We start from the raw sequence: 20135 nt of genomic DNA, 5'->3' as shown, positions 1-20135 counted from the left end.
GGGGACAGAGTACGCGGACCGGGGCGGGTCCGTACCTGCCCTGCGAAATCCCGTGGACCCCTGTGTGACCGGGGCCGCTGTCAGGCCGCTGAGCTGCGAGACTTGCTGTCATGAGCTTCCGTACGCCAGGCCCCTTTCACCCGCTCATCCTGGACGACGTCCGCGGTGCGCAGAAGATGCTCTCCGGCGTGGCCAGGCTGACCCCGATGGAGGGCAGCCGGTATCTGTCCGGCCTGGTGGGAGCGCCTGTCCACCTCAAGTGCGAGAACCTTCAGCGGACGGGGTCGTTCAAGCTGCGCGGTGCGTACGTACGTATCTCGGGGCTGCGGCCCGAGGAGCGTGCGGCGGGCGTCGTCGCGGCGTCGGCGGGCAATCACGCGCAGGGAGTCGCACTGGCGTCCGCGCTGCTCGGGGTGCGCTCGACGGTGTTCATGCCGGTGGGGGCGCCGCTGCCGAAGGTCGCGGCGACCCGGGACTACGGCGCCGATGTGCGGCTGCACGGCCATGTCGTCGACGAGACGCTGGCGGCCGCGCAGGAGTACGCGCACGAGACCGGCGCGGTCTTCATCCACCCCTTCGACCATCCGGACATCATCGCCGGGCAGGGCACGGTCGGCCTGGAGATCCTCGAACAGTGCCCGGAGGTACGGACGATCGTCGTCGGTGTCGGCGGCGGCGGGCTCGCGGCGGGCATCGCGGTCGCGGTGAAGGCGCTGCGCCCGGATGTGAAGGTGATCGGGGTGCAGGCGGAGGGCGCTGCGGCGTATCCGCCCTCGCTGGCGGCGGGCCGGCCGGTGTCGATCGAGGCGCCGACGACGATGGCGGACGGCATCAGGGTGGGCTGTCCCGGCGATGTGCCGTACGCGATCGTCGAGGAGCTGGTGGACGAAGTGCGTACGGTCTCCGAGGACGCCCTCTCCTCGGCGCTGCTGCTCTGCCTGGAGCGGGCGAAGCTGGTCGTCGAGCCGGCCGGCGCGAGCCCGGTCGCGGCACTGCTGAGCGACCCTCGCGCGTTCCAGGGGCCGGTCGTCGCGGTGCTGTCGGGCGGCAATGTGGACCCGCTGCTGATGCAGCGGATCCTGCGGCACGGTATGGCCGCGGCGGGCCGTTACCTGTCGCTGCGGCTGCGGCTCCCCGACCGGCCGGGGGCGCTGGCGACGCTGCTCGGGGTGCTGTCGGTGGTCGATGCCAACGTGCTGGACGTCGGGCATGTACGGACCGATCCGCGGCTGGGCCTCACGGAGGTCGAGGTGGAGCTCCACCTGGAGACGAAGGGGCCCGAGCACTGCACGGAGGTCGGTACGGCGCTGCGGGACGCGGGGTATCGCGTCATCGGCTGACTCGCCGGCGGCCGGCTCCGGGCCCTGTCCGGGCGATCTTGTCGGGGCCGCGTCACCCGGTCATCGGCTCTCGCCGTCGGCGGTTCGTCATCGACCGCGTCATTCCCCTTGTGTATCGCGATGTATCGCGTTACGGTCCGCTGGCGGGTCATGGAAATTCGCCTGCGCCGACACGTGGCGAAATCTAAGCTTGCGTAGCAATCGCGCGGAATAAGCAGTGCGTAAACAGCACGTGAGCAGTACGTGAGCGGCCCGTACGCAGGAAGCAACCCACCCTCTGCCACTGGGAGTACCCACATGCCAGGCGCCATTTACGCCGAAGGTCTGGTGAAGACCTTCGGCGAGGTAAGGGCTCTGGACGGAGTTGATCTCGATGTCCCCGAGGGCACGGTCCTCGGAATGCTCGGCCCGAACGGCGCGGGCAAGACGACCGCCGTGCGCGTCCTGACCACCCTGCTGCAGCCCGACAGCGGCAAGGCGGTCGTCGCGGGGATCGACGTCCTCAAGCACCCCAACGAAGTCCGCCGGTCCATCGGCCTTTCCGGTCAGTTCGCCGCCGTCGACGAGTATCTGACCGGCCGCGAGAACCTGCAGATGGTCGGCCGCCTCTACCAGATGAGCGCCGGTGCGGCGAAGACCAGGGCAGGCGAGCTGCTGGAGCGGTTCAGTCTCGCCGACGCCGCGGACCGACCCGCCAAGACCTACTCCGGCGGCATGCGGCGCCGCCTCGACCTCGCCGCGGCGCTGGTCGTCTCGCCGCCCGTGATGTTCATGGACGAGCCCACCACCGGCCTCGACCCGCGGAACCGCCAGGCGCTGTGGGAGGTCATCAAGGAACTCGTCAGCGGCGGTACGACACTGCTGCTGACCACCCAGTACCTCGAAGAGGCCGACCACCTCGCCGACGACATCTGCGTCGTCGACCACGGCAAGGTCATCGCCCGCGGCACGTCGGACCAGCTCAAGGCCCGCACCGGCGGGGAGCGCGTCGAGGTCGTCGTCCACCGGCCCGAGGAGATCGCCCCGGCCCGTGACGTCCTCCAGCGCTTCGGCACGGACGGTACGGAAGCCGGTCGGGTCGCCGTCGAGGAGCACATCCGAAAGCTCACCGTCCCGGTCGCGGGTGGCGCCAAGCTCCTCGCCGAGGTCATCCGCGAGCTGGACACCCGCGGTATCGAGATCGACGACATCGGCCTGCGCCGCCCCACCCTCGACGACGTGTTCCTGTCGCTGACCGGTCACGTCGCCGAGCAGGCCGCGGAGGACAGCAGCGAGGTCCCGGCGGCCCGGCCGGCGAAGGACCGCAAGGCCAGGAAGGAGGCCGTGAAGTGACCACCGTCCAGGAACCGGCGGACCGCGTCGCGGCCCCCCGCCCGCGCGGCGGCATCGCGCAGTCGGTCAACGACTCGCTCGTCGTCGCCAAGCGCAATCTGATCCGGATGACGCGGATCCCCGAAATGATCATTTTCGGGATGATCCAGCCGATCATGTTCGTGGTGCTGTTCAGCTACGTCTTCGGCGGCTCCATGCAGATCGGCGCCTCCACGTCCCCTTCCGTCTACCGCGAGTTCCTGATGGCGGGCATCTTCGCCCAGACCGTCACCTTCGCCACGGCCGGTGCGGGCGCAGGCATCGCCGACGACATGCACAAGGGGCTCATCGATCGCTTCCGGTCGCTGCCCATGGCGCGCGGCGCCGTCCTCACCGGGCGTACGCTCGCGGATCTCGTCCAGACGGCGCTGACGGTCGTGGTGCTCGCGATCGTCGCGCTGCTCGTCGGCTGGCGGGTCCACGAAGGCGTCCTCAAGGCGCTCGGAGCGTTCGCCCTGCTGCTTCTGCTCGGGTACGCGTTCTCCTGGATCGGAGCACTGATCGGTCTGTCGGTCCGTACCCCGGAGGCCGCCACCTCCGGCGGTCTGATCTGGCTGTTCCCCGTCACGTTCATCTCGAACGCCTTCGTGGACTCCAGCAAGCTGCCGTCCTGGCTGCAGCCTGTCGCCGAGTGGAATCCGTTCAGCGCGACAGTGCAGGCGTGCCGTGAGCTGTTCGGCAACCCGGGCGTCTCGACATCCGACGCCTGGCCCATGCAGCACCCGGTGTGGGCGTCGATCATCTACTCGATCCTGATCGTCGCCGTGTTCCGCACGATGGCGGTGCGCAAGTACCGCTCGGCGACGGTCTGACCCGTCAGCGACGGAAGGCCCCGGCACCATCGGTGCCGGGGCCTTCCGCACACGGCCGCTGAGGGCGGTCAGCCCTGGTAGGGCTTGGCCTCGATGATCTTGACCATGGCCGTCTTGCCGTTCGGCAGCTCGTACTCGGCTTCCTCGCCGACCTTCTTGCCGTTGACGCCCGCGCCGAGCGGGGACTGCGGCGAGTACGTCGAGATGTCCTCCGACGCGTACTCGCGGGAGGCGAGCAGGAAGGTCTCGGTGTCGCTCTCGTCGCCGTCGAACGCGACCGTCACGACCATGCCGGGGGCCACCATGCCGTTGTCCGCCGGGGCCTCGCCGACCTTCGCCTTCTCCAGGAGCTGGGTCAGCTGGCGCACACGGAGCTCCTGCTTGCCCTGCTCCTCCTTGGCCGCGTGGTACCCGCCGTTCTCCCGCAGGTCGCCCTCCTCGCGGGCTGCCTCGATCTTCTTGGCGATCTCGACACGCGCGGGACCAGACAGGTACTCCAGCTCGGCCTTGAGCTGGTTGTACGCCTCCTGGGTGAGCCAGGTGACGTTCTCGCTGGTCTGGGTCACAGGTGCTCCTCGTAGGTACTGGGGATACAAAGCATCGCCCTACCCAGAAGGATGTGCCTTCACGAGTGGGCGAAACCACGAGCCTAACAATTGGTGCGGGAAAGGGGGAGGACCAAAAGCCCTCAAAAATGCGTCAACGCAGGTCAGCCCTGATGGGGCGGGGAAAACATCAGCCCTTTGGCCCGCTGTCCGCGGTACAGCCCACCAGCTCGGCACTGGTCGCTTTCGCCGTCGTACGCACCGTGACGACCTCGTCCACACGGCTCTCGCGCACGTCGAAACGCACGTCCCGCCGGCCGACCTCGCTGCCGTCCTCCGCGCGGGACCGCAGCGTGCAGTAGCCCTGGGCGTCCTTGTCCTTGCGGACCTCGAGATGGACCTGGACCTTGTCGTCCGCGGAGACGTCGAACTTGATGACCTCGGCGCTGATCCGCTGTCCGCTGACGTAGTCGTAGCCGAACCAGCCGACCATGCCGAGCAGGCCCACGCCGAGCACCGCGCCGACGATCTTGAGCTTGCGGTCCGCGCGCTCGTCCGCCGAGCGGCCGTAACGGTCACGGGGAAGTCCCTCGCGTGCCGCGGTCATGATCGTCCTCTCACAGTCCGGGATCCCGGAATTTTCGGTCCCCCGATTCCGTCACTATAGAAGCTGTCCCGAGCGACAAATGACTGAGGATCGAGTCTTGACTGATCAGCTGCGACTGATGGCCGTTCACGCCCACCCCGACGACGAGTCGAGCAAGGGCGCGGCCACGATGGCCAAGTATGTGTCCGAGGGGGTGGACGTGCTGGTCGTGACCTGCACGGGGGGCGAGCGCGGCTCCATCCTCAACCCGAAGCTCCAGGGCGACAAATACATCGAGGAGAACATCCACGAGGTACGCCGCAAAGAGATGGACGAGGCCCGGGAGATCCTGGGCGTGAAGCAGGAGTGGCTCGGCTTCGTCGACTCCGGCCTCCCCGAGGGCGACCCGCTTCCGCCGCTCCCGGAGGGCTGCTTCGCCCTGGAGGACGTCGACAAGGCGGCGGGCGAGCTGGTGCGGCAGATCCGCTCCTTCCGCCCCCAGGTCGTCACGACGTACGACGAGAACGGCGGGTACCCGCACCCGGACCACATCATGACCCACAAGATCTCGATGGTGGCCTTCGAGGGCGCGGCCGACGCCGAGAAGTACCCGGAGTCCGAATTCGGCCCGGCCTGGCAGCCCCTGAAGCTCTACTACAACCAGGGCTTCAACCGCCCGCGCACCGTGGCCCTCCACGAGGCGCTGCTCGCCCGTGGTCTGGAGTCCCCGTACGGCGAGTGGCTGGAGCGCTGGAAGGAGTTCGAGCGCGTCGAGCGGACCCTGACCACGCATGTTCCGTGCGCCGACTTCTTCGAGACCCGCGACAAGGCCCTGATCGCCCACGCGACCCAGATCGACCCGGACGGCGGCTGGTTCCGCGTGCCGATGGAGATCCAGAAGGAGGTCTGGCCGACCGAGGAGTACGAGCTCGCCAGGTCCCTGGTCGACACTTCCCTCCCCGAGGACGACCTCTTCGCGGGCGTCCGCGACAATGACTGACATGAGCGCTAGCGCAAACCTCGCAATGTCGCACCTCGTCCCGCTCGCCAAGGAGCTCGACGAGAACAAGGTGACCCCGGGCGTCCTCGGGTTCATCGTCTTCGCCGTCATGGCCGTCGGTGTGTGGCTGCTGATGAAGTCGATGAACCGCCACATGGGCAAGGTGAACTTCGAGGAGGCGCCGGAAGCCGGCGCTGCCGCGTCCGCCAAGGACGCTCGGCGCGAGTAGCCGGCGCAAGTAGCCGGCGCGAGTGGTGAGCGCGAAGCGGCAACGCGAGAAACTCGCGGCCGTGCGCCGGGGCTGGTGCCCAGATGCGTGTCCCGCATGTGCCCGCCAGCGCCGGCGCCGCCCGCGCCCCGGGCGGATCACTCCCGCGCGGGGTCCACGGGTACCCCCATCACCTCCCGGGCGTGACGGTTCGGCACCATCCCCAGCTGCCACGCCTGCCAGCCGTCCTCCAGGCGGACGCCCCGCTCCAGCACCAGGGCGAAGGCCTCCATGCAGTCCTCCAGTCTGCCGTCGCGCGTCGCATGGGACTCCTCGCGCAGCCGGGCCAGCTCCTCCTGGGCGACGACCGTGCCGATCTCGACACCGCCCGCCGAGGCGTACGGGAGCAGGGTGCAGCGCAGGAAACGGGCCCAGTCGCCGCCGCGGCTGTCGTGGTACGAGGCGAAGAGCGCGGCCGCTTCGTCGCAGAGCTCCAGGGCCTGGGCGGGACGGTTGTTCCCGGCGTCCACGATCGCCAGCTCCAGACAGGTCCAGGCCTCGCCGTGAGCCACACCGATGCGGCGGAAGTCGGCGCGGGCGTCGACCAGGAGCTGGCGGGCGAAACCGGAGTTGAGGAGGTTGCCCGTCTGCGCGGCGCGCTGGTCACGGGTGGCGCGGCCCGAGTGGTGGCGGGCACAGGCGAGTCCGTACACGTCCCGCATCCGGGAGAACATCGTGCGGGCCCGTTCCAGTTCACGCACCGCCTGGTCGTGATCGCCGCGCTCCTCCAGCGCCTGGCCCAGGTAGTACAGCGTCCACGCCTCGCCGCGCGCGTCCTCACTGTCCCGGTGCCGGACCAGCGCCCGCCGGAGCTGGTCCACCGCGGGCGACGGGTCACCGTCCACCAGCCGGGCCCGGGCCAGCTGGGTCAGTGCCCACGCCTCGCCGCGGTCGTCCCGGGTGCGGCCGTACAGATCGAGGGCCTCGCGCAGCTCCGACTCGGCGCGCGCCACATCGCCCATGCGCAGGCACACCTGGCCCAACTGGAAGTGCGTCCAGGCCTCGCCGTGCAGGGACTCGCCCTTGCGGTGCAGCCCGAGCGCGGTGGAGAGCAGCGTGAGCGCCTCCGCGAGATTCGCCCGGTCCCGCTCGACGGCGGCCAGGGCGTGCAGGGTCCAGGCCCGGTCCGCCGCGAGCACCTCGGACGACTGCAGCTCGATCGCCTCGCGCAGCTTCGCCGCGGCCTCCGTGAGATTGCCCTGGTGGTGCAGCGTGATGCCGAGGGAGCACAGGGCACGGGCGGCGCCCGCGTCGTGCTGCGCCTCGCGGTAGAGGTCCACCACCGACGACAGGGTCGTACGGGCCTTGTCCAGCTCGCCGAGCTGACGGGCCGCGATACCGGTGCGCCACTGGACCGAGCGGACCAGCAGGCCCTGGTCGACGGCCTGGGTCAGGTCGTTGATCTCGCCCAGGCGGTAGAGGTCGCCGCGCAGCAGGCAGTAGTCGCACAGGGCGCCCAGCAGATTCTGCACGGCCTGCTGGTCGACGCCCTCCGCGTGGCGCAGCGCCGCCGTGATGAAGCTCGACTCGTCGTCCAGCCAGCGCAGCGCCGCCTCCAGCGAGGCGAAGCCGTGACCGCCGAACTGATCGGCGCGCGTCGACGTCTTCCCGTCGACGAGCCGGATCACCGAGTCGGCGAGCTCCGCGTACCCGATGATCAGCCGTTCCTGTGCGGCCGTGCGCTCCGCCTGCTGCTCCTCGTCGAGCAGCCGCGCCAGCGCGAAGGCCCGTACGGCATCGTGCAACCGGTAGCGCTCACCGCGCACATGGTCCAGCAACCCCGCCCGGGACAGCGCGGACAGCAACTGCAGCGCCTCCGCCTCGTCGGTCGCCAGCAGCGCCGCCGCCGCGGCCGCGCCCAGCGACGCCCGCCCCGCGAGCGCCAGCCGGCGCAGCAGCCGGCGCGCCTGCTCCGGCTGGTCCGTGTAACGCAGCCACAGCGCCCGCTCGACCGGCCCGACCGGGCCGTACGCACCGAGGTCCGCGGCCAGCCGCTCAGGAGTCCTGGACCCCAGCGAGGAGCCCGCGATCCGCAGCGCCAGCGGCAGCCCGCCGCACAACTCCCGTATCCCGTCCGCCGACTGTGAGTCGTACGGTCCTTCCAGCGACTCCTCCGCGGCCGCCGTGAGCAGCTCCTCCGCGCCCGCCGCGTCCAGCGCGTCCACCGGCAGCCGGTGCACCCAGGCCGGAATGTCCTCCGGCAGCTCCAGCGGCTCGCGCGCGGTCACCAGCACCAGGCTGTCCGAGCGCTCCGGGATCAGGGTCCGCACCTGCCCGGCGTCGCTCGCGTCGTCCAGGACGACGGTGACCGGCAGCCCGGTCAGATGCTGGTGGTACAGCTCGCTCAGCCGCCGCACCTGCTGCTCCGCGGACGCCCGCTCGCTTCGGGGGGCCGACGCAGGCTGGGGCGGCGTCGCGTGCCGATCGCTCTCGCCTGGCTGCGTTGCGCTCGTGGCGCGCAGCACCGCTGCGCTCTCCTCCCGCGCCTTGCCATGCTCGGCCCTCGACCCGCTCCTTCTCCCGCCCCAGCCTGCGTCGGCCCCCCGGAACAACAGCTGCTCGCGGGGCGCGCCCAGCCGGTTCAGCAGGTGCAGCAGCGCGTCCCGGGTCGGCAGCGGCTCCTCGTCGGCGGAACCGCCGCGCAGATCCACCAGGCACGCGCCCCGGAACTGGTCCTTCAGATGGTGCGCGGCCCGCACCGCCAGCGTCGTACGCCCCGACCCCGGCGCACCGTGCAGCACCACCACCGTCGGCTTCGTCTCCGTCGAGGCACGCGCCGCATGCACCCACTGGGCGATCTGTGCCATCGCCTCCTGGCGGCCCGCGAACGGCCCCGCGGGCTCCGGCAGATGCCCGAACGACTGCTCCAGCACACTACGGCGGCGCGCCGCCTGGCTGCGGTCCGCGCCGCGCAGCGCCGGCCCCGCCGCGGTCTTCCTGGCGGGACGCGCCGTGGAGGCCGTCAGCATCCGCTGCTGGTCCAGGAACGGCCGGATGCCTCGTACCTCCAGCGCCGTCAGCCACTGCAGCCGCAGCTGCTCGGGCCCGCCCGGCTGGCCGAGAGCACCGGCTCTGCGGTGCGCCGCCGGCCAGTGCGCCGCGGTCACCTTGGCCACCGTCGCGGCGGCCCCGGCCACCGCGACCACCGCCCCGGCGCCGAGCGCCGTGCCCGTAGCGGTCCCCAGCGCCATGTCCGCGCCGATCGCCGCGGCTGCCGCAACGGCCGTGACGAGCACCGGAGTCGACACGTTCTGGCGGCTGAACCGCTCGCCCAGCGACAGCTGACCGGCCTCGGCCTCCTCCACCGCGTGGAGATACGCCGCGTACTCCTCGTCCGCACTCGCCGCCAGCCCGTCCAGCGCCGCCCGGCCACGCGCCAGCAACGACGCGGAGTCACTGCGCCCACCGGAGCGGCGCACCTCCTCCTCGACGGCACGTACCAACAGCCGCTCGGCTTCCGCCCGATGGCTGTCCCGCATGAGGGTCCCCCTCCGAGAGCTTCCGCTTCCGGGGCCAAGTGTCCTGCGTGACGCGCGTCAGCGCGAGGGAGTCCGGCGATCACGTGTCCTGCCCGGTCCTCGCTCGTCCCCCCCGTCCCGCCCCGGTCCCGCTCGGTCCTGACCCGCCCCCGCCCCGCCGGGGAGCGGCCGGCGGCGCGGTGTCAGACGTCCGGCCGGTACCGGCCCGCGGCGGTCGACGACTCGAGAGGCAGCAGTACCTGTATGCCGGGGACAGGGTCTTCAGTGTTCTGCTTGCCGAGCAGTCTCTCTACACCAACTTCGGCGGCCCCGAAGTGATGACAGCTCAGCTTGATCGTCTTCTGGCAGTCATGCGGCTATCGAGGGTCAGCCTGGGGATCGTTCCTCGTGACGCCAGAATGAAGGTCTGGCCTGGCAACTCGTTCTCGATCTTCGATGACAAGGTTGTGCACGTTGAGACGTTCTCTGCTGAGCTATCGGTGACCCAACCACGAGAGATCGAGGTCTATTTCAAGGTCTTCGAGCTACTCCGACAGTCGGCCGTTTACGGGCAAACCGCAAGGGCGCTGATCCTTTCCGCAATCGATCATTTTCAAGGACTGGGAGAGGTAAGTGGCAACTGAATCGCCGAACTGGCACACAAGCTCATACACGAGGTCCGATAGCTGCGTCGAAGTCGCAGACAACGACCCGGCGAAGGTCATGGTCCGTGACACGAAGGACCGCGACGGCGGAACCCTGACCTTCCCGCCGTCGTCCTGGGCGGCGTTCGTGGAGTTCGCGACGGAGGTCGGGCTGCCGGGGTGAGGGAGACCAGGAGCGGACCCGCCGCCTTGCTCCATTAATCAACGCTCACCACGTGATGGCGCACGAGTGTGAATCGGGCACGCGGGGGAAGGGTTCGCGGGCTTCGCCGCCGGGGTCTTGTGGTGTGAGAGGCTGGCTCGTATGAACCGGTTGGGTGGTGCGACCTCGCCTTATCTGCTCCAGCACGCCGAGAATCCGGTCGACTGGTGGCCCTGGGGGCCGGACGCCTTCGAGGAAGCGCGTCGCCGCGATGTGCCGATTCTGTTGTCGGTTGGTTACTCTGCGTGTCATTGGTGTCACGTCATGGCGCACGACTCCTTCGAGGACGACGACACCGCTGCGTACATGAACGAGCACTTCGTGTCCGTCAAGGTGGACCGTGAGGAGCGGCCCGACGTGGACGCCGTCTACATGGAGGCCGTGCAGGCCGCCACCGGGCAGGGCGGCTGGCCCATGACCGTGTTCCTGACGCCGGACGCCGAGCCGTTCTACTTCGGTACGTACTTCCCGCCGGCCCCCCGCCACGGCATGCCGTCCTTCCGGCAGGTCCTGGAGGGCGTCACCGGCGCCTGGACCGGGCGGCGCGAAGAGGTCGCGGAGGTCGCCGGGAAGGTCGTCCGGGATCTGGCGGGGCGGTCGCTCGCGTACGGGGCGCAGGGGCAGCCGGGCGAGGAGGAGCTCGCGCAGGCGCTGCTCGGGCTGACCAGGGAGTACGACCCGATGCACGGAGGCTTCGGCGGGGCGCCGAAGTTCCCGCCGTCGATGGCCCTCGAATTCCTGTTGCGGCACTGGGCCAGGACCGGTGCCGAGGGCGCGCTGCAGATGGCCGCGGACACCTGTGAGGCGATGGCCAGGGGCGGGATCTACGACCAGCTCGGCGGCGGGTTCGCGCGGTACTCCGTGGACCGTGAGTGGGTGACCCCGCACTTCGAGAAGATGCTCTATGACAATGCGCTGCTGTGCCGGGTGTACGCGCATCTGTGGCGGGCCACCGGCAGTGATCTGGCCCGGCGGGTCGCGCTGGAGACCGCCGACTTCATGGTGCGGGAGCTGCGGACACCGGAGGGCGGTTTCGCGTCCGCGCTGGACGCGGACAGCGACGACGGGACCGGGAAGCACGCGGAGGGGGCCTACTACGTCTGGACGCCCGAGCAGCTGACCGAGGTGCTGGGCGAGCAGGACGCGGAGTTCGCGGCCCGGTACTTCGGGGTGACCGAGGAGGGCACGTTCGAGGAGGGGGCCTCGGTACTCCAGCTGCCGCAGGACGCCGGTGTGGCCGACGCCGCACAGGTCGAGTCCGTCCGGGCGCGGCTGCTCGCCGCGCGTGAGGAGCGGGCGCGGCCCGGGCGTGACGACAAGATCGTCGCCGCCTGGAACGGGCTGGCGATCGCCGCCCTCGCGGAGGTGGGCGGGTACTTCGACCGGCCGGATCTGGTCGAGCGGGCGACGGAGGCCGCCGATCTGCTGGTACGGCTGCACATGGACGACGGTGCGCGGCTGTGCCGTACCTCCAAGGACGGGCAGGCCGGGGCGAACGCCGGGGTGCTGGAGGACTACGCGGATGTCGCGGAGGGCTTCCTGGCGCTGGCGTCGGTGAGCGGCGAGGGCGCGTGGCTGGATTTCGCGGGTTTCCTGCTGGACATCGTCCTGGATCAGTTCACCGGCCCCGAAGGGCAGTTGTACGACACCGCCCATGATGCGGAGCAGCTGATCAGGCGGCCCCAGGACCCCACCGACAACGCCACGCCCTCCGGCTGGACCGCCGCTGCCTGTGCGCTGGTCTCGTACGCCGCGCACACGGGTTCCGAGGCCCATCGGACCGCTGCCGAGCAGGCGTTGGGCGTGGTGAAGGCGCTCGGTCCGCGCGCGCCCAGGTTCATCGGGTGGGGGCTTGCGGTCGCCGAGGCGCTGCTCGACGGACCCCGGGAGGTCGCGGTCGTCGGGCCGCAGGGTGACCCGGGCGTGCGGGAGCTGCACCGGGCGGCGCTGCTGGGGACGGCGCCCGGCTCGGTGGTCGCCGCCGGGGAGCCGGACAGCGGGGAGTTTCCGCTGCTTGCGGACCGTCCGCTGGTCGACGGGCGGCCCGCCGCGTATGTCTGCCGGCACTTCGTCTGTGCTGCCCCGGTCGCCGAAGTGGAAGCTCTGAGGCGGGAGTTGACGCCTGGTGCGTAAGGGGTTCTGAGGGAATCCGGTGGCTTGGCCGAAACGTGCCATTCATCGAATCAGCCACATGGCCGTCACGGTTTCTGCCTATTCTCTTCACCGCTGACACAGCAGCTGCGCGTGGGGGCATGCGCAGGGGGTTTCAGGGGGGAAGAGCGCGCGGTGGGCAAGGGGGCCTGCCGCCGTGACGGTCACCCCTGCTTAAGGGGGGCCAATGCTCACTTCCGTGTTGATCGCCGCTGTCTCCATGGGGCTGTTCTGGATGGCGGCGTTCACGCTCTGGTGGCAGATGCATGCGTGGCGTACACCGGAGACACTCGCGTCCACCCGGTTCGAGAGCCCGGCGGGCGCACAGGGACTGTCGTTCTCCCTGTTGCTGCCCGCCCGCCACGAGCAGCTGGTGCTGGAGCACACCATCATCCGGCTGCTGGAGTCCAGCCACCGCGACTTCGAGATCATCGTCATCGTCGGGCACGACGACCCGGAGACCACCGAGGTCGCGGCGCGGGCCGCGGTCCGTGATCCGGACCGGGTACGGGTCGTCGTCGACACCCATGACACCAAGAACAAACCCAAGGCGCTCAACACCGCGCTGCCGCACTGCCGTGGCGATGTCGTCGGGGTCTTCGACGCCGAGGACCAGGTCCACCCAGAGCTGCTCGCCCATGTCGACCACGCCTTCACCGCCACCGGCGCGGACGTCGTCCAGGGCGGCGTCCAGCTGATCAACTTCCACTCGTCCTGGTACTCGCTGCGCAACTGCCTGGAGTACTTCTTCTGGTTCCGCTCGCGGCTCCATCTGCACGCCGCGAAGGGATTCATCCCGCTCGGCGGCAACACCGTCTTCGTCCGCACCGACGTCCTGCGCGAGGCCGGCGGCTGGGACCAGAACTGCCTCGCCGAGGACTGCGACCTCGGCGTACGCCTGTCCAGCGTCGGCAAGAAGGTCGTCGTCGCGTACGACGCCGACATGGTCACCCGCGAGGAGACCCCCGGCACCCTGATGTCCCTGCTCAAGCAGCGCACCCGCTGGAACCAGGGCTTCCTGCAGGTCTACCGGAAGAAGGACTGGAAGCAACTGCCCACGCTCGGGCAGCGGATGCTCGCCCGCTACACGCTGATGACCCCGTTCATGCAGGCCTTCACCGGCCTGATCATCCCGCTCAACGCGGCCGTGGCCTTCTTCCTCGACGTGCCCGTCGGGGTCGCCTTCATCACCTTCCTGCCGCTCATCACCGCGATGGTGACCTTCGTCTTCGAGGTCGTCGGACTCCACGACTTCGGCACGCAGTACGGGCTCAGGGTCCGCTTCCCGCACTACCTCAAGCTCATCATCGGCGGCCCCTTCTACCAGGTGCTCCTCGCGGGCGCGGCCGTACGGGCCGTGTGGCGCGAGCAGCGGGGCCGTAACGAGTGGGAGCTGACCAGCCATGTCGGCGCGCATCTCTCCCGAGAGGACGTCCCCGCGTGACCTCCACCCTGACGGCGGCGCCATCGGTGGCGGCCGCCCGCCCCGTCGATCCCCGGAGACACCTGGCCGCCCGGCCCGTCGTCCGCTTCCGCTCCTCCCGGCCCGATCTGCTGCTGTGCGGGATCCTGCTCGTGGCGATCCTGCTGGTCCAGGGGTGGAACATCCAGCACTTCCCGACCCTGAGCGACGACGAGGGCACGTATCTCGCCCAGGCCTGGGCGGTCCAGCAGGGCGAGGGCCTCGCCCACTACACGTACTGGTACGACCATCCGCCGCTCGGCTGGATCCAGCTCGCGGCCCTGACCTGGATACCCTCGCTGATCGCGCCCGAGTCGATGACGGTCGCGTCGATGCGGGGCGCGATGCTGCTGGTCAGCGCGGTCAGTGCGGTGTTGCTCTACATACTGGCGCGGCGGCTGTGGCTGCCGCGCTGGGCGGCCGGTCTCGCGATGGTGCTCTTCGGCCTGTCCCCGCTCTCCGTCGTGCTGCAGCGGGAGATCTTCCTCGACAACCTCGCCGTGATGTGGATGCTGCTGGCGTTCTGCCTCGCGGCCTCGCCGAGCCGGCATCTGTGGCACCACTTCGCGGCCGGGCTCACCGCGGCGGTCGGGGTGCTGACGAAGGAGACGATGCTGGTCGTCCTGCCCGCGCTGCTGGTGACGATGTGGCGTTTCAGCCACCGCGACACCCGTAAGTTCGCGGTCACCGGCGCGGTCACGGCCTGCGCGCTGATCGGCTTCTCGTACCCACTGTTCGCCCTGCTCAAGGGCGAGTTGATGCCCGGCGAAGGCCATGTGTCGCTGTGGGAGGGCATCACGTACCAGATGAGCCGCCCGGGCTCCGGCTTCATCCTCACCGAAGGCACCGGCTCGTACGGCGTCCTCCAGTCCTGGCTCTACTACGACCGGGTCCTTCCGCTCGGCGGCCTCGCGGGCGCGGCGCTGCTGCTGGCCACCGTGCGCTGGTCGGTGACCGCGCGGGCGCTCGCCGGGCCGGCGCTCGCCGTCGCGATCCTGGCGGCCGTCGCGATGCGGCCGTCCGGCTATCTGCCCGCGATGTACGTCATCCAGGCGCTGCCGTTCCTGGCGCTGGTGCTGGCCGGGGGGACGGCGAGCGTCGCGCACGCGGTGCTGCGCAGATGGCGCAGTCCGAGCGAGGGCCGGCCGGCCGCGGTCGCCCGCCGGGCGGTGGCCGTGCTGCTCGCGGTGGGCGCTGCCGGGTACGTCGTACCCCGCTGGTACGACGGCGACCGCTCCGCCATGACGGCCGACGCCAACGCGCCGTACCGAGCCACCGCCTCCTGGCTGTCGGGGGAGATCACCGATCCGGCTCGCACCCGGGTCCTCGTCGACGACGCGCTCTGGCTCGACCTCGTGCATGCGGGGTACGAGCCCGGGCTCGGCGCGATCTGGTTCTACAAGGCCGACCTCGACCCTGCCGTGACGAAGACGATGCCCGGTGGCTGGCGCGACCTCGACTACGTCGTCGCCTCCCCGACGGTGCGGCGCGACGCGCGCGATCTGCCGCTGGTGAAGGCCGCATTGGAGCATTCGACGCCCGTCGCCACCTTCGGTGCGGGCGAGGACCGGATCGAGATCCGCGAAATCGGGGGAGCTGAACGGAATTGACGAGCCGTCACGCCAATGTCGAAGGCCTGTCCGATCCGGTCGGCGATGCGCGGCAGCCCCGCGCGGTCGACGCGCCCGTCGACGTCGCCGAGCCGGCTGCCGTCACCATCGTCATCCCGACCTTCAACGAGTCCGGGAACGTACGGGAGTTGCTGCACCGGCTCAGCGGGTCGGTGCCCGCACGGCTGCCCTGTGAGGTCGTCTTCGTCGACGACTCCACCGACGACACCCCGGCGGTGATCGCCGAGGCCGCACGGGAGTGTCCCTTCCCGGTGTCCGTCATCCACCGCGAGGCGCCCGAGGGCGGGCTCGGCGGGGCGGTCGTGGAAGGGATGAAGGCGGCCGCGTCCGACTGGATCGTGGTCATGGACGCCGACCTGCAGCATCCGCCGTCCCTCGTGCCCGATCTCGTCGCCACCGGCGAGAAGGAGTCCGCCGACCTCGTCGTGGCCAGCCGTTATCTGCCCGGAGGCAGTCGGGCCGGGCTCGCCGGCGGCTACCGGGTGGCCGTCTCGCGAGGCGCGACCTGGCTGACCAAGGGGCTCTTTCCGCGTGCCCTGCGCGGGATCAGTGACCCGATGAGCGGGTTCTTCGCGATCCGCCGCGCAGCCGTGACCGCCGACGCGCTGAAGCCGCTGGGCTACAAGATTCTGCTGGAGCTGGTCGTGCGCTGCCGGCTAGGTCCTGTCCGGTTGATCAGGCCGGATCAGGGAGCGGGGTCTGGTGCCGTGGATCGCAAGGCGGAGGAGGGAGTCGACGCGGAGCGTCGGCGACTGACGACAACGCCGCGAGGCGCGGTGCCAGGGCACGCGAGCCCGGCAAGATCGGCCGGACAGGGCCTGACCGCGGTCGCCGAGGTGCCGTTCGTCTTCCAGGACCGTTTCGCGGGCGAGTCCAAGTCGACGGCGAAGGAAGGCGCGCGCTTCCTGCGGCATCTGGTCGAGCTGCGCACCGCCTCCCCGCTCGCCCGGATGATCGCGTTCGGGCTGATCGGGCTCTCCGGCTTCGTCCCCAACCTCCTCGCGTTGCACGCGCTGGTCAGCGGGGCCGGGCTGCACTATCTGCCGGCGGAGATCCTCGCCAACCAGCTGGGCGTGGTGTGGAACTTCCTCCTCATCGAGGTGCTGCTCTTCCGCGACCGGCGTCATCACCGGCACTGGGCGGACCGCTTGGGCCGGTTCGCGCTGCTCGCCAACGCGGACCTGGTGCTGCGGATCCCGCTGATCGCCCTGTTCGTCGGGCAGTTCGAGCTGGCGGTGCTGCCCGCCACGGCGCTGGCGCTGCTCACCACGTTCGTCCTGCGCTTCGTCGGGACCGAAGCGCTGGTCTACACCGGCGCGCGTCGCCGTGACCGCACCGGTACCCCCCGATGACCGGCCTGTCCGGCCGGGGGTCCGGGGCCCGCGGCGGCAGCCGCTGATGTCCCGGTCCCCGGGAGAACGCAGTCTGCCGCGAAAAGGAGGCAACGCAGGAAGCCGTACCGCCAGGAGCCGTACCGCAAGGAGCACCAGTTGATGCCATCCACACCGTTGATGCCGTCCATACGCAGAACGACCGCCCTGTTCGCCGTCGCCGTCATGACCGCGGGCCTCCTCCTCTCCGCCCAGCAGCCCGCCACCGCGGGCCCGAACCTCGTCAAGAACCCCGGCTTCGAGACCGCCGGCAGCGGGGACATGCCGTCCTGCTGGTCCAAGTCCGGCTGGGGCGACAACGACTTCACCTTCACCACGACCGCCGACGCGCACACCGGTTCGGCCGCGATGAAGGTCGAGTTGACCCGACGCGTCGACGGCGACCGCAAGGCCCTCATCACCGAGTCCGCCGCCTGCGCGCCGAACGTCGTCCCGGAGCGTCAGTACGACCTGTCGTTCTGGTACAGGTCGACGACCCCGGACACCGCCCTCACCCTCTTCCGGCACGACACCGTCCTCGGCTGGCAGTACTGGACCGACCTGCGCACCCTTCCCATGGAGGCGGGCTGGACCCGCAGCGAGGTCCGTACGCCCGTCATTCCGCCGAACACGGACCAGATCACCTGGGGCGTCTCCGTCTTCGGCACCGGCAGCGTCACCACCGACGACTACGCGATGGAGGAGGTCGCCCCGCCCGCGCCCGACCCGGTGTGCACGGGCACGGCCGAGGAGTGCGCCAAGGGCAGGTGGGAGGTCATGCCCACGCAGAACCCGGTGCGCTCCATGCACTCCGTCGTGCTGCATGGGGGCACCTCCCAGGCCGGAGGCTCTGGGGGAGGCAAGGTGCTGTTGATCGCGGGCTCGGGCAACGACCCGTCGATGTTCGCGGCGGGCACGTTCACCTCCGCCGTGTACGACCCGGTGGCGGGCACGTACAAGAACATCCCCACCCCCGCCGACATGTTCTGCGCCGGCCATGTGCAGCTGTCCGACGGGCGGGTGCTCGTGATGAGCGGCAACAAGGGCTATCCGTCGGCCGACGGCACGATCGGCTACCAGGGGCTGAAGGACTCGTACACCTTCGACCCGGCGACGGAGACGTACACGCGGACGAACGACATGAACGGCGGGCACTGGTATCCGTCGGCGACGATCCTCGGCAACGGCGACGTGATCTCCTTCGGCGGGCTGAAGGAGGACTCGACGGGCAATGTGACGGCGGAGAAGTTCTCGGCCGCGCAGAACAAGTGGCTGCCGATGAACGAGGTCAACCAGACCTGGTCGTACTGGGGTCTGTACCCGTCGATGATCCTGATGCAGGACGGCCGGCTCTTCTACTCCGGCAGCCATGTCTTCGGCAACGGCACCCAGGGCACGGGTGCCTCGATCTACGACTACGACGCCAACACCATCACCGACGTGCCGGGCCTGCGGAACAAGGACCAGCGCGACGAGAGCGCGAGCGTGCTGCTGCCCCCCGCGCAGGACCAGCGGGTGCTGACGGTCGGCGGCGGCAACAACGAGACCAATCCGGTGGCCAACCGGCTCACCGACATCATCGACCTCAAGCAGCCGAGCCCGCAGTACACGGCGGGCCCGCCACTGCCGCAGGGCCTCGTCGACCAGGGCCAGGGCAAGCGGCCGCAGACCGGTGACGAGGGCAAGATGTTCGTGTCCGCCGTACTGCTGCCGGACGGCAAGGTGCTGGAGACCGGCGGTGGTCTGCACGACCGGGCCGACCCGGTGTACGAGGCGTCGTTCTTCGACCCGACGACGAACACGTACGAGGAGGGCCTGGCGGCCGACCCGATCCCGCGGACGTACCACTCCTCGGCGTTCCTGCTGCCCGACGGCCGCGTGATGGCGGTGGGCGACAACCCGGGCAACGGCACGTACAACCACAACGTGTCGATCTACACCCCGCCGTATCTGCTCAAGGGTCCGCGGCCGCGCATCACTTCGGTGATCGACAAGGAGTGGCAGTACGGCGCTACGCAGCGGATCACCGTCGACCGGCCGATCGCCAAGGCGGAGCTGATCCGTCCGGCGGCGGTCACCCACTCCTCGGACCCGAACCAGCGGTTCGTGGATCTGCCGATGAGCGTCATCGACGACCGCACAGTCGACCTGAACGTCACCAGTAACCCGAATCTCGCGCCGCCCGGCTGGTACATGCTGTTCGGCGTCGACGCCAACGGCGTTCCGACGGTCGCCGAGTGGGTGCACCTCGGGGCCGCGCCCGCGGCGCTCGCGGCTGCCGGCGACGCCCCCACGGCGCATGTCCACGACTTCGCGGGCGACCTCGCCAAGTCCCCCAGGAAGAACGGCAGGAAGCGGGCCTCGGCGCCGGTGAGTCCGCAGGTCGCGGGCTGCGACCGGCACTACGGCTCGGTGAACGTGTGCGTGCCGCTCGCCTTCCCGGAGCCGGTGAAGGCGACGACGAAATCCCGCTGCGACTGGCTCACGGCGCACGGGTACGGCCGGCTGAAGGTCAACGGGAAGGACGATCCGCTGCGGCTCGACCCGGACCGGGACGGCCGGACCTGCGGAAAGGGGGACCTCAGAGGGTCAGGCCGTCCTTGAGCGTGTCCAGGGCGCGGTCGAGGAGCGCGACCGGATCACCTCGCTGGTCGTGCTCCGCCCAGTAGATCGTCACTTCGCGCAGGGCACCCAACACGGCGGCGGTGAAGACCCGTACTTCCAGGTCGTCCGCGTCCCGACCGGTGCGCTCGGCGAGGGCGCGCGACAGCAGGAGGGAGGTCTCGGCCATGGTCTCGGTCATCCGGGCCCGGACGGCCGGGACCTCCACCAGCAGCCTCGTGCGCTGGTACATCTCGTCGGGGTCGCTCTCCTGGAGGGCCCGGACGGCGTGTGTGATGACGAACCGCAGCGACTCCAGGGGCGGCTCGTCGGCTGGCCGCCCCCGCAGCACCTGTTCCATGATCGGGTCGTACTCGTCGGTGAGGACGATGTCTTCCTTGGTGGGGAAGTAGCGGAAGACGGTGGAGGGGGAGACCTCGGCCGCCGCCGCGATCTGCTCGATCGTGGTCGCCTCGTAGCCCTGCTCGGCGATCAGCCGGTATGTGGCCCGGCGGATCGCGATGCGGGTCTTGAGCTTCTTGCGCTCGCGCAGCCCCATCGGAGGCTGGTGCTCTTCGAGCGGCGTGCGTACGGAGGCGGCCATGGTCGTCATTGTCGGGCATCCGCCGTGGGTCCGGCCATGTCCGGGGACTCGGACGGCAGCTGTCAAATG

General features: G+C 70.2%; 16 protein-coding genes. 12 read left to right on the top strand and 4 right to left on the bottom strand.

The genetic code is table 11. From position 1 onward, the window contains the following. Positions 1 to 110 precede the first annotated feature (110 nt). From ilvA to ACZ6ZQ_RS16200, 3 genes are all read left to right on the top strand, one after another. A complete protein-coding gene (gene ilvA / locus ACZ6ZQ_RS16210; RefSeq protein ID WP_469769178.1) occupies positions 111 to 1340 on the top strand; it encodes a threonine ammonia-lyase in 1230 nt (409 codons plus the stop codon). Positions 1341 to 1637: 297 nt separating this feature from the next. Further along, the gene (locus ACZ6ZQ_RS16205; protein WP_469769177.1) at positions 1638 to 2672 is read left to right on the top strand and encodes an ATP-binding cassette domain-containing protein; all 1035 of its coding nucleotides are present in this window, start codon (positions 1638 to 1640) and stop codon (positions 2670 to 2672) included. Beyond that, positions 2669 to 3523 carry an ABC transporter permease gene (locus tag ACZ6ZQ_RS16200; RefSeq protein ID WP_469769176.1) on the top strand — a complete coding sequence of 285 codons (855 nt, stop codon included), beginning with the start codon at positions 2669 to 2671 and terminating at the stop codon, positions 3521 to 3523. The genes ACZ6ZQ_RS16205 and ACZ6ZQ_RS16200 overlap by 4 nt, the downstream gene beginning before the upstream one ends. Before the next feature lie 68 nt (positions 3524 to 3591). Here ACZ6ZQ_RS16200 and greA read toward each other — a convergent pair whose 3' ends face one another. Both greA and ACZ6ZQ_RS16190 read right to left on the bottom strand, forming a co-directional pair. Continuing rightward, on the bottom strand, positions 3592 to 4089 hold the full coding sequence (greA, locus tag ACZ6ZQ_RS16195) for a transcription elongation factor GreA (RefSeq protein ID WP_453668936.1): 498 nt from the start codon (positions 4087 to 4089) through the stop codon (positions 3592 to 3594). A 169-nt stretch (positions 4090 to 4258) separates the two neighbouring features. Then, positions 4259 to 4675 (bottom strand): DUF4307 domain-containing protein, encoded by a 417-nt coding sequence (locus ACZ6ZQ_RS16190; protein ID WP_469769175.1) that lies wholly within the window; start codon positions 4673 to 4675, stop codon positions 4259 to 4261. Positions 4676 to 4772: 97 nt separating this feature from the next. Between ACZ6ZQ_RS16190 and mca the strand changes: the two genes are divergently transcribed. Beyond that, complete coding sequence (gene mca, locus ACZ6ZQ_RS16185; protein ID WP_469769174.1) at positions 4773 to 5654, top strand: mycothiol conjugate amidase Mca; 882 nt, start codon at positions 4773 to 4775, stop codon at positions 5652 to 5654. After that, entirely contained in the window at positions 5647 to 5883 is a 237-nt protein-coding gene (locus ACZ6ZQ_RS16180) for a hypothetical protein (protein WP_469769173.1), read from the top strand. The genes mca and ACZ6ZQ_RS16180 overlap by 8 nt, the downstream gene beginning before the upstream one ends. Before the next feature lie 137 nt (positions 5884 to 6020). On the opposite strand, the gene ACZ6ZQ_RS16175 is transcribed toward ACZ6ZQ_RS16180, so the two are convergent. Then, positions 6021 to 9401, bottom strand: a complete 3381-nt coding sequence (locus ACZ6ZQ_RS16175) for a tetratricopeptide repeat protein (protein WP_469769172.1) — start codon at positions 9399 to 9401, stop codon at positions 6021 to 6023. A gap of 179 nt (positions 9402 to 9580) precedes the next feature. Here ACZ6ZQ_RS16175 and ACZ6ZQ_RS16170 point away from each other — a divergent pair, with 179 nt between their 5' ends. The 7 genes from ACZ6ZQ_RS16170 (at position 9581) to ACZ6ZQ_RS16140 (ending at position 19465) form a co-directional block, all read left to right on the top strand. Next, positions 9581 to 10024: a Scr1 family TA system antitoxin-like transcriptional regulator gene (locus ACZ6ZQ_RS16170; protein WP_469769171.1), complete on the top strand. Its 444-nt coding sequence runs from the start codon at positions 9581 to 9583 to the stop codon at positions 10022 to 10024. Continuing rightward, complete coding sequence (locus tag ACZ6ZQ_RS16165) at positions 10014 to 10208, top strand: DUF397 domain-containing protein (protein ID WP_469769170.1); 195 nt, start codon at positions 10014 to 10016, stop codon at positions 10206 to 10208. The genes ACZ6ZQ_RS16170 and ACZ6ZQ_RS16165 overlap by 11 nt, the downstream gene beginning before the upstream one ends. Before the next feature lie 141 nt (positions 10209 to 10349). Continuing rightward, positions 10350 to 12380, top strand: coding sequence for a thioredoxin domain-containing protein (locus tag ACZ6ZQ_RS16160; protein WP_469769169.1), 2031 nt, complete (start codon positions 10350 to 10352; stop codon positions 12378 to 12380). A 205-nt stretch (positions 12381 to 12585) separates the two neighbouring features. Beyond that, complete coding sequence (locus tag ACZ6ZQ_RS16155) at positions 12586 to 13842, top strand: glycosyltransferase (protein WP_469769168.1); 1257 nt, start codon at positions 12586 to 12588, stop codon at positions 13840 to 13842. Continuing rightward, positions 13839 to 15470, top strand: a complete 1632-nt coding sequence (locus ACZ6ZQ_RS16150) for an ArnT family glycosyltransferase (protein ID WP_469769167.1) — start codon at positions 13839 to 13841, stop codon at positions 15468 to 15470. The genes ACZ6ZQ_RS16155 and ACZ6ZQ_RS16150 overlap by 4 nt, the downstream gene beginning before the upstream one ends. A gap of 26 nt (positions 15471 to 15496) precedes the next feature. After that, the gene (locus ACZ6ZQ_RS16145) at positions 15497 to 16843 is read left to right on the top strand and encodes a glycosyltransferase (RefSeq protein WP_469769226.1); all 1347 of its coding nucleotides are present in this window, start codon (positions 15497 to 15499) and stop codon (positions 16841 to 16843) included. A gap of 204 nt (positions 16844 to 17047) precedes the next feature. After that, positions 17048 to 19465 (top strand): galactose oxidase-like domain-containing protein, encoded by a 2418-nt coding sequence (locus tag ACZ6ZQ_RS16140; protein WP_469769225.1) that lies wholly within the window; start codon positions 17048 to 17050, stop codon positions 19463 to 19465. On the opposite strand, the gene ACZ6ZQ_RS16135 is transcribed toward ACZ6ZQ_RS16140, so the two are convergent. Continuing rightward, on the bottom strand, positions 19443 to 20066 hold the full coding sequence (locus ACZ6ZQ_RS16135; protein ID WP_469769166.1) for a TetR/AcrR family transcriptional regulator: 624 nt from the start codon (positions 20064 to 20066) through the stop codon (positions 19443 to 19445). The genes ACZ6ZQ_RS16140 and ACZ6ZQ_RS16135 overlap by 23 nt on opposite strands. Between the last annotated feature and the right edge of the window lie 69 nt (positions 20067 to 20135).

The sequence above is a fragment of the Streptomyces sp. NPDC053673 genome (genome assembly GCF_055585225.1).
Note: the sequence above shows the minus strand (reverse complement) of the source record. Positions and strands in the feature narration are given on the sequence as shown.